Origin of the sequence: Collinsella aerofaciens (genome assembly GCF_028206795.1) — a bacterium.
GTDB classification, from domain to species: domain Bacteria; phylum Actinomycetota; class Coriobacteriia; order Coriobacteriales; family Coriobacteriaceae; genus Collinsella; species Collinsella aerofaciens_AX.
In genome coordinates this window covers 1-9,081 of record NZ_JAQLFJ010000022.1, presented here as the reverse complement: position 1 = coordinate 9,081, position 9,081 = coordinate 1, and the positions used below count along the sequence as shown (strand labels likewise).

Sequence of the window (9,081 nt, the reverse complement as noted above, 5' to 3'; positions counted from 1 at the left end):
CGGATTCGCGCCTCAGGACTCAGCGCAACGCGTTGCGCTGAGTCCTGAGGCTGTTGCAATGAAAATGATAATCAAGGAGTACAGCGCCTAAGCTACCGTTCATCGATGGCTGGATGTAAAACACAGTATTTGATTGTATAATGCAATGGAGAGGGTCGCTTGCGGCCCTCTTTATTGCTATGGGTGCGGTAGATAAAAGGGGATGACGGTGGATTTAAACAGGCTGATTCTGGGCAAGAGCTACAACTCTACCAAGGTCTTTCGTACGGCCCAGCATGTGGTCCAGGCCATCCTGCTCGGTGTTGTCGTTCCGGCGCTTATCCTGTTGCTTATCTGGGATTTGACCGATAATCCCAACCCCGTCCCGGGCGTTGTCGTCATTGCCGGCTTGGTCATGCTGTGCTTCTTCTTCTCGTACGTCTTTGTCGTTCCCGACGACCTCACGTCGAGCGCTACCGACCGCACACTCGCCATCGCATCGAAAATATTCGCCTACACGTCGCGCGGCCTTACGCCCGAAGCGGCCCTGGGCGCCTCTAAAATTATCCTGTCCGAGACCATCGCCTCTGCCATCTGCTTTACCGATGGCAAACAGGTGTTGGCAAGCTGGGGCGAGGACTCGGCAAAGTGCCCTGCCGGCACCCCGGTTGTGCTCAAGACCACGCTCAACGTGATCGAGTCCGGCGAGCAGAGTGTATTTTCGCGCGACGCCTCCAATGAGACGGGAGGCTATTATCCCCGCCTGCGCGCCGGCATTGTCGCGCCGCTTACCGTGCGCGGGCATTGCGTGGGTACGCTCGAGCTGTACTATCCCCGCCTGAGCAGCATCGATATGCGCCAGACGGCGTTGGCCTCGGGTTTTGCCGATCTCATCTCCACGCAGCTCGCCAGCTTTGAGCTCGAGCGCCAGGACGAGCTCACAGCCCGCGTGGAGCTTCGGGCCCTGCAGTCGCAGGTCGACCCGCATTTTCTGTTCAACACCATTAGCACGATCGTGTCGCTCGTGCGTACCGAGCCGGACAAGGCCAGGTCGCTGCTCATCGACTTTTCCAATTACTACCGTCAGACACTGTCCGATTCCGATACCCTCACAACGCTCGAGCACGAGGTGGAACAGGGCACTCGTTACATCAACCTTATGCAGGCCCGGTATGGCGACGGCCGTCTGCGCGTCTCGGTCGATATCGACTTTGAGGTGCGCGACAGCATGGTGCCGCCGTTTATCTTGCAGCCGCTGCTCGAAAACTGCATCAAGCATGCGCAGCGCGAGACCGAGCCGCTTTCTATTCGTGTTAGGGCTTTTGAGACCGATGACGGTCTGGAGATCATCGTCGAAGATGACGGCATCGGTATGAGCGAAGAAGTCTGCGCGCACCTGTTTGAGCAGCATCGCCAAGAGGAGCCCGAGAGCATTACCGCCGACGGCTCCATCAAGCTAGGCTGCGGCCTGGCGCTCTTCAACGTGCTTCAGCGCATCCATTTCTTTTACGGAGAAGATTCTGGCATGCGCGTGAAGTCCCAGGAGGGCGTGGGAACGCAGGTCATCGTCGAGCTGAACGGCGAGCCGCATGAGCCGGCGCCGATGAAGGTGTAGCGCGCGGTTGGATTGAGAGAAAAAAAGAGGGGAAGCGCATATGTCCGAGGGATGGAACATCTTGGTGGTTGATGACGAGCCTCCTATTAGGGCTGAGCTACGTTATCTGCTGGAAAAGGATGCACGTGTGGGACAGATTGCCGAGGCGGGCAATGTCACCGAGGCCGTGGAGTCGATTCTGTCGAACAAGCCCGACGTGCTGTTTTTGGATATCACGATGCCCGGCCGCTCGGGAATCGAGCTTGCCGAGACGCTGCAGAACCTAAAAACGCCGCCGGTCGTGGTGTTTGTGACGGCATTTGCCGAGTATGCGGCCGATGCCTATAACCTCGATGCCATTGATTACGTCGTCAAGCCGGTCGAGGATGCCCGCCTGTCAAAGGCGCTCGATAAGATCGAGGCCGCCCTGGGCGTTCGTCGTGTCGTCCATGCTCCGCGCCAGCCCTTGCGCCTGACGGTGGATCGCGGGGGCAAAAAGGTGTTCATCCCCGTGGCGGATGTCTGCTACTTTGAGGCGCGTGCCGATTTTTGCAACGCCGTCTGCGCCGAGGGAACATATCTGATCAATGAGTCGATCTCTTCGCTCGAACGTCGCTTGGGCTCCGAGGGCTTTATTCGCGTTCATCGCAGCTATCTGGTCAATTTGGAAGACGTGCACAATGTTGAGATTGGCTCCACGGGGTTGATGGAGCTCAGGCTCGACCGCGTGAGCTCGACGGTGCCGGTGTCCCGTCGTCGTGCCGCCGAGGTCAAGTCGCACCTGGGGCTTGCGTAAGAGGCTTGCGTGCCGTCGTTTACCATCGCAGGTTTGGCATGGGCGCGCGGTGGGCATAATGGGTGGCATCGAATGAAATCGAAAGGATCATTATGCCCGCGCTTATCACCCATCATCTGTTTGGCGAGGAAAGCATCGACCGTCTTCCGCAGGGCGTCATCGCGTCCGATGAAGAGCGCATTGCCTTTATCTTGGGCAACCAAGGCCCCGACCCGTTTTTCTTTCACATTCTGACACCGCGTGTTTCCGACTGCACGCTGCTGGCGCAGGTCATGCACCGGTCGCGCATGTCTCGCCAGTTCGCGTGCCTGCGCGATGGCGTGTCGCATCTGCTGCCGCGCGACGCCAGCTTGGGTCGTGCCTTTGCGCTGGGCCTGCTGTCTCATTACGTGCTCGACCGCAACGCTCACCCCTTTGTCTATGAGCAACAGTTTGGCATCGTGGAGTCCGATTCAGAGCTTGAGGATTCGAGCAGTCAGGTCCATGCCGTGATCGAGAGCGACCTGGATGTACTGATGCTGCAGCTTAAACGCGATGGCGCTACGGTTGACGATTACCCGCCGGCGGGCGAGATCGTCACCACCGATCGCATCAATCGCGTGGCCGGCGTGCTGATGAGCTATGTTGCCGGACGCGTGTGCGGCATTGACATTCCGGCGGGGGAGTACGGTGCTGCCGTTGCCAATATGCAGCGACTTTACCGCGCGATTGAGCCGGCCGGCTCCGTAAAGACGCGCGCGATCTCGCTGGTTGAGGGCTTGGTGCACGATTATTCGCTGCTCGACGGCCTTGCGCACCGCGTGACGACCGAGCTGCCCGAGCGTACCGGCAACCTGGGCCACTTGGCATGGAAGAACCCCTTTACCGATGAAGTCTCGACCGAGAGCTTCCCCGAGGTCTTTGACCGCGCGCTGCTCGATTACGAGTGCACGGTTGCCCGCTTTATCGAGACCGGCGATATGGAAGCCGTGACCAACCATGTCAATTACAGCGGTCGCGTGCTCGGCGCCGACGAGGAGTTCGACCGCGAGGAGTAGGGCCCATGCGTGCCCCTTTGCCGAATCCTTACCGGCGCTTCTGGACAATTGGGGTACGATGAACTAACTGCATATCGGGCGAATACGAAGGGTCCCTGTCCATGAAATACACCAAGCTCGAGCGTAACTGGGTCATGTACGATGTGGGAAACTCGGCCCTCGTGCTGCTCAATACCTCGGTGGTGCCCATCTACTTTAACGCCATCAATACCGGTGCTTCCTCGGCAGACCTGGTGGTCGCTTGGGGCAACGCTCAGACGATTGCCTCGCTGGTCATTGCCATGCTCATGCCCATTCTGGGCGCGCTTGCCGATTACGCCGGCAACAAGATCAAGTTCTTCTTGGGCTTCTTCCTCACGGGCCTGGTTCTTTGCCTGGCGCAGGCTATCCCAATGTCCGCCATGGCATTTTTGACTGTGTACGTGCTGTGCACCATCGGCCTCAACTCTTCTATGACGTTCTACGACGCTATGCTGCCCGACATTACCACCGACGAGCGCATGGACGTCGTGTCCAGCTCGGGCTATGCCTGGGGCTACATCGGTTCCACTGTGCCGTTCATCATCTGCCTGGCGCTTATCATGGGTGGTCCCGCTCTTGGTGTCCCCACCATGCTGGCAACGCGTCTGTCGTTTATCATCACTGGTGCCTGGTGGCTCATCTTTACCCTGCCGCTCATTCGCACCTATAAGCAGAAGTACGGTCGCGAGCGCGGTCCCGAGGACACTATCGGCCACATCGTGGGCGGCGTGTTCTCCGAGGTCGGACACACCATGCGCGAGATCGCCCACAACAAGACCGTGCTGGTCTACATGATCGCGTTCTTCTTCTATATCGACGGTGTGCACACGGTCATTTCCATGGCAACCAGCTACGGATCGGCCTTGGGCATCGATTCGACCCAGTTGGTCCTGGCGCTGCTCGTCACGCAGTTCGTGGCCTTTCCGTCCGCCATCATCTACGGCAAGCTCGCCGGCCGCGTGGGCACGCTCAACATGATCTTGGTGGCAGTCGCCGCCTATATGGGCATTGTGCTGTTCGCCGCGTTCTTCCTAAAGACCGCCTTTGAGTTTTGGGTGCTTGCCATTATGGTCGGCCTGTTCCAGGGCGGCGTGCAGGCGCTCAGCCGCAGCTACTTTGGCCGCATTATTCCCAAGGAAAAGTCCAACGAGTACTACGGCTTCTTTGATATCTTTGGCCGCTATGCAAGTGTTATGGGCACCTTCCTGGTGTCGGTCGTCACCTCGCTGACCGGCAACCCGTCGCTGGGCGTCCTTTCCATTGGTGTGCTGCTGGTCGTTGGCTTTATGCTGCTGGTCCGCCTGTCCCGCATGACTCGGGCGGCAGAGCATGCCGCATAGGAGTGAGCGGCTATTGTGCCTGTCCACGGTACTCTTTTGGGGTTATCCGCAATAAACATTGCGACTTGCGAGCAATGATTTGCCCAAGTGGGTATGATGGAATCAGCTAGGTCGCGGGGCGTCGCCTGTGTTTGGCGGCGTCCCGTTTTTGTGTTGCAGGGAGGGTAAGGCATGAACGCCACGGTCGTGATTCCAACGTATTGGGCGGGCGATGACGCTCGCGCAAACGCCCCTGGCACCTATGACCATTCGACACGACTCAACGCCGACAATCCCGAACTCGACCGCTGCCTGGCCTCACTTGAGCAGGTGCGCGACATCCCGCGCATCATCCTTTTGGTGGTCTGTCCCGTTTCTGCCACAGCCGATGTGTCGCTGCGCGTGCACGAGATTGTCGACGCGCATCCCACGCTCAAGGTCACCGTTGTTACCAACACCCAGGCCTCGCGCATCGCAGACCGGGTTGCTCAGATCGCGCCCAAGGGTTCGGGCGAGTGCGTGAGCCTGCGAGGCTACGGTGCCATCCGCAACATGGGGCTGGCCTGCGCTGCGGTGCTGGGGCATGACGCGGTTATCTTTTTGGATGACGATGAGACTGTCATCGACGCCGACTTTATGAAGCGCGCGACCTATGCGTTGGGGCAGCAGACGCGTCAGGGCTTGCCGATCTTGGTCAAGAGCGGCTATTTCTACGATCGCGACGGCTCGCCGCTGGCTCCCACGGACAAGGCGGGCATCTGCCATCGTTGGTGGACCAAGCGCATCGAGTTCAACCGTTGGATGAAAAAGGCGCTCTCGGGCACCCGCATCTCGCGCTCCAACTACGTGTGCGGCGGCCTGATGGCCCTGCACGCCCGCGCCTTTACGCGTGTGGCCTTTGACCCGTTTATCACCCGCGGCGAGGACTTGGATTACCTCTTTAACATGCGCATGTTTGGCTACGACGTGTGGTTCGATAACGAGTGGACCGTGCGCCATCTGCCTCCGGAGTCCGAAAAGCGCTCACCGCGCTTTATGCAGGATGTATACCGTTGGTACTACGAACGGGCCAAGTTGACGTTCGCCGCGCATCAAAAGGAGCTCATTCCCGTTACGGCGGCATCGCTCATGCCCTACCCGGGCCCGTGGATTTCGCGCGAGCTCGACGACCGCGTGCGCAAGACCGCTATGGTCCGCAGCGTGTTTACCCGCGAGCATGAGGGCTACCTGCGCATCTGGCGCCATGGTATCGACGAGGCAAAGGCCTATGCACGCCAAAACGCTGCAAGCTACCTGCGTTTCCAGAGCTTTTGGCCCAAGATCATGGACGGGCTTTGGCGTGACGCACAACTGATCAGTATCCTGGAGGGGGCCGAATGATCGACCGCCGCGCCCAGCGCGATAGTTCAATATCAATCTTTCGCATCATTGCCGTTGCCTGCGCCATTTGCGTGCTGGTGTACTTTATTTTTGCCCTGGCGACCGGAATCGAGCCGATTGCCACGGTGATTGCCTGCGCGCTGCTGTGCATCTTTCTGTGCATCTTTATCTTTTTGACGCTCAATCCCGATTCGGTGCGCTCCCAGTACACCGAGGAGACGCTCTCGGTGGCCTCGGCCATGCTCGAGGACATTAAGGGCGGTTTGACACAGGAGTCGGCGCGTTTGGTGTGCCAGCGCATTTTGCCCGAGACGCGCGCCATGACGGTGGCCATCACCGATGAGGACAACGTGCTTGCCTGCGCGGGCGAGTTTGAGGAAAAACTACTGCCAGATTCTCCCATCCACACGCTTGCCACACGCTACGTTATCGAACATGGCATCGTGCAGTCGTTCAACCGTATGGTGGATGTCGTGGGCTCGGACGGCTCGCACAACCAAGTCCCCGCCGGCATTATCGCCCCCATCAAGGTGGGCGATCGTACCGTCGGCACGCTCAAGTTCTACTACAAGACCCCGCGCGCCGTCGACCGTACCCAGTACGCGCTTGCCTCGGGCTTTGCCGAGATCTTGTCCACGCAGCTCGCCATCCACGAGCTCGAGGTGCAAAAGGAACTCACAGCGCGCGCCGAGGTGCGTGCGCTGCAGGCGCAGATTAACCCGCACTTCCTGTTCAACACGCTGAACACCATTGCATCGTTTACGCGCACCGACCCGCTGAGGGCCCGCGAACTGCTTCGTGAGTTCTCATCGTTCTATCGCGCCACGCTCGACAACTCGGGATCGCTTATTCCGGTCTCGCGCGAGGTCGCACAGACCAAGCGCTACCTTACCTTTGAGAAGGCCCGCTTTGGCGAGGACCGCGTGCTTGCGACGTTCGATGTGTCCGAGGACGTGGAAGATACGCTGGTGCCGTCGTTCGTGATCCAGCCGATTGTCGAGAACGCCGTGCGTCATGGTATGGGCGATGACGACGCCCTGAGGATCGACGTGACCGTTCACCAAGACGGCGAGGATGCAATCTTGATTGCCGTGGCCGATAATGGCGTGGGCATGGATGAGGGTACCGCCGCCAGACTGTTTGACGAGCGCTCTGCCCGTCCCGACGCCAGCTCTCCCCAGGGTGGCGGCGCCGGTGTGGCCATGCACAATATTTCGGAGCGCATCCATCGCTTTTTTGGGCCGCACTCCTATACGCGTGTCGAATCGGCGCCGGGCAAGGGCACCAAAGTGCTTCTTCATCTTGATTTGTCAGAGAGCATCTTTGACATTCAAGAGTAAAATAAAAGGCTACGGGCTCAACGTCATGCGACGGATGCCCGGCGTAGTTAGTTGACGAAAGGTTTTATCCCTATGCTGCGTGCGATGATTGTGGATGATGAGGCGCCGGCTCGCTCGGAGCTTCGCTTCCTGCTCGAGCAAACGGGCAAGATCGGCACGATCACGGAGGCGTCGAGCGTCCGCTCCGCCATCGAGATGCTTATGGAAAGTCGCGTGGATGTCGTGTTTCTCGATATCTCGATGCCCGGTGCCTCGGGCCTGCAACTTGCCGAGGCGCTGCATAAGCTCAAAAATCCGCCGGCGATCGTGTTTGTGACTGCGTATAGCGACCATGCAGTCGAGGCATTCGACGTCGATGCCGTCGATTATCTGATGAAGCCTGTCGAGGAAGCTCGCTTGGATCGCGCGATCGAGAAGGTCATGCAACGCGCCAAGCCGGTTACGGACAGCAAAGTGACCATCGAGCGTATCCCGGTGGAAAAGGGCGGCCGCAAGGTGCTCATTCCCGTGGACGACATCCGCTTTATCATGGCCAAGGACGATTACTCCTGCATCTATACCGTCGATGATCGCTTTTTGTCGACGACCTCGCTGGCGCAGTTTGAGGCCAAGCTCTGCGACTTTGGCTTCTTCCGTGTTCACCGCCGCTATATCGTCAACTTGGCGTGCGTTACGGACGTCGAGACGGTGCCCTCGGGCGCCATCCAGCTGGGCATTACGGGCGTCGACGAACGCGTGCCGGTTTCGCGCCGCCGCGTCGTGCCGCTCAAGAAGGCCTTGAGTCTCTAGCGCACTGGCCCCGCAGCCCTGTAGACCCATCGTCTGCGGAGCCGTGGGGCCTTTTTTGTATGTATCTGCCGAATCGTTTTTTGCGGAAGGGATCCCATGAACAATGCAAGCGCCAAGCGTATCGACATCATCTCGGACACCCACGGCTATTTATCGCCTGCGCTCTTGGATGAGCTTGAGGGCGCAGACCTGATCATCCACGCCGGCGACCTCACGTCAGAGATGGACTACGAGCACCTGTGCACCATCGCCCCTGTACGGGCCGTATTGGGCAACAACGATTACTACCGCGACTACGGCCCCGATGTAGACCGTCTTGCGCTCTTTACCTACGAAGGCCTCAAATTTGCCGTAGCCCACTACCGCGAAGACCTTCCGGTGGGATCCGTAGACGTAGCCATCAACGGCCACACCCACGTAACCAAAGAAGCCCAGGTGGGCCGCTGCCTAGTCCTCAACCCGGGCAGCGCCAGCTACCCCAGAGGCAGCCGAGGCCCCACCATGGCCAGAATGCTCGTCAAAGACGGCAAGATACTGACCACTAAGTTTATTGACTTGGACTAACCGCAACAAAAACGGGGGATGCACAACGCATCTCCCGTTTTTGTTTGAGCCAAAGTCAGAAGTCCAACCAGAACAATCAGACCAACCCCGTCGGGAAGCACGCGGGCTAGCCGCGCAGCGGCGCACGCCCGCAAAACTGGTTGAATAATGTGACGGCAGGGAGGGTCTCCGGGGCTGGGGGCGGGGGTTAAGTTTGTCGCGAGTTCCGCACGCAAAGGAAAGCACTTAATGTGCTTTCCGTCTTGCGCAGGACTGTAGAGCA

Annotated in this window: 8 protein-coding genes; all 8 read left to right on the top strand. The window is 59.1% G+C overall.

The features are described 5' to 3' along the window. Positions 1–208: 208 nt before the first annotated feature. Entirely contained in the window at positions 209–1,594 is a 1,386-nt protein-coding gene (locus PMX70_RS10010; protein ID WP_271743479.1) for a histidine kinase, read from the top strand. 40 nt (positions 1,595–1,634) lie between these two features. Then, entirely contained in the window at positions 1,635–2,369 is a 735-nt protein-coding gene (locus PMX70_RS10005; RefSeq protein WP_117716143.1) for a LytR/AlgR family response regulator transcription factor, read from the top strand. 92 nt (positions 2,370–2,461) lie between these two features. Next, positions 2,462–3,406, top strand: a complete 945-nt coding sequence (locus tag PMX70_RS10000) for a zinc dependent phospholipase C family protein (protein WP_271743478.1) — start codon at positions 2,462–2,464, stop codon at positions 3,404–3,406. A gap of 101 nt (positions 3,407–3,507) precedes the next feature. Further along, positions 3,508–4,767 (top strand): MFS transporter, encoded by a 1,260-nt coding sequence (locus tag PMX70_RS09995; RefSeq protein ID WP_117736883.1) that lies wholly within the window; start codon positions 3,508–3,510, stop codon positions 4,765–4,767. Between the two features lie 171 nt (positions 4,768–4,938). Next, a complete protein-coding gene (locus PMX70_RS09990) occupies positions 4,939–6,126 on the top strand; it encodes a glycosyltransferase (RefSeq protein WP_117743936.1) in 1,188 nt (395 codons plus the stop codon). After that, complete coding sequence (locus PMX70_RS09985; RefSeq protein WP_271743477.1) at positions 6,123–7,466, top strand: histidine kinase; 1,344 nt, start codon at positions 6,123–6,125, stop codon at positions 7,464–7,466. Before PMX70_RS09990 ends, PMX70_RS09985 begins: the two co-directional genes overlap by 4 nt. Positions 7,467–7,538: 72 nt before the next feature. Next, positions 7,539–8,255, top strand: a complete 717-nt coding sequence (locus PMX70_RS09980) for a LytR/AlgR family response regulator transcription factor (RefSeq protein WP_006235156.1) — start codon at positions 7,539–7,541, stop codon at positions 8,253–8,255. Between the two features lie 96 nt (positions 8,256–8,351). Then, entirely contained in the window at positions 8,352–8,819 is a 468-nt protein-coding gene (locus PMX70_RS09975; protein ID WP_271743476.1) for a YfcE family phosphodiesterase, read from the top strand. The last annotated feature ends 262 nt before the right edge of the window (positions 8,820–9,081 follow it).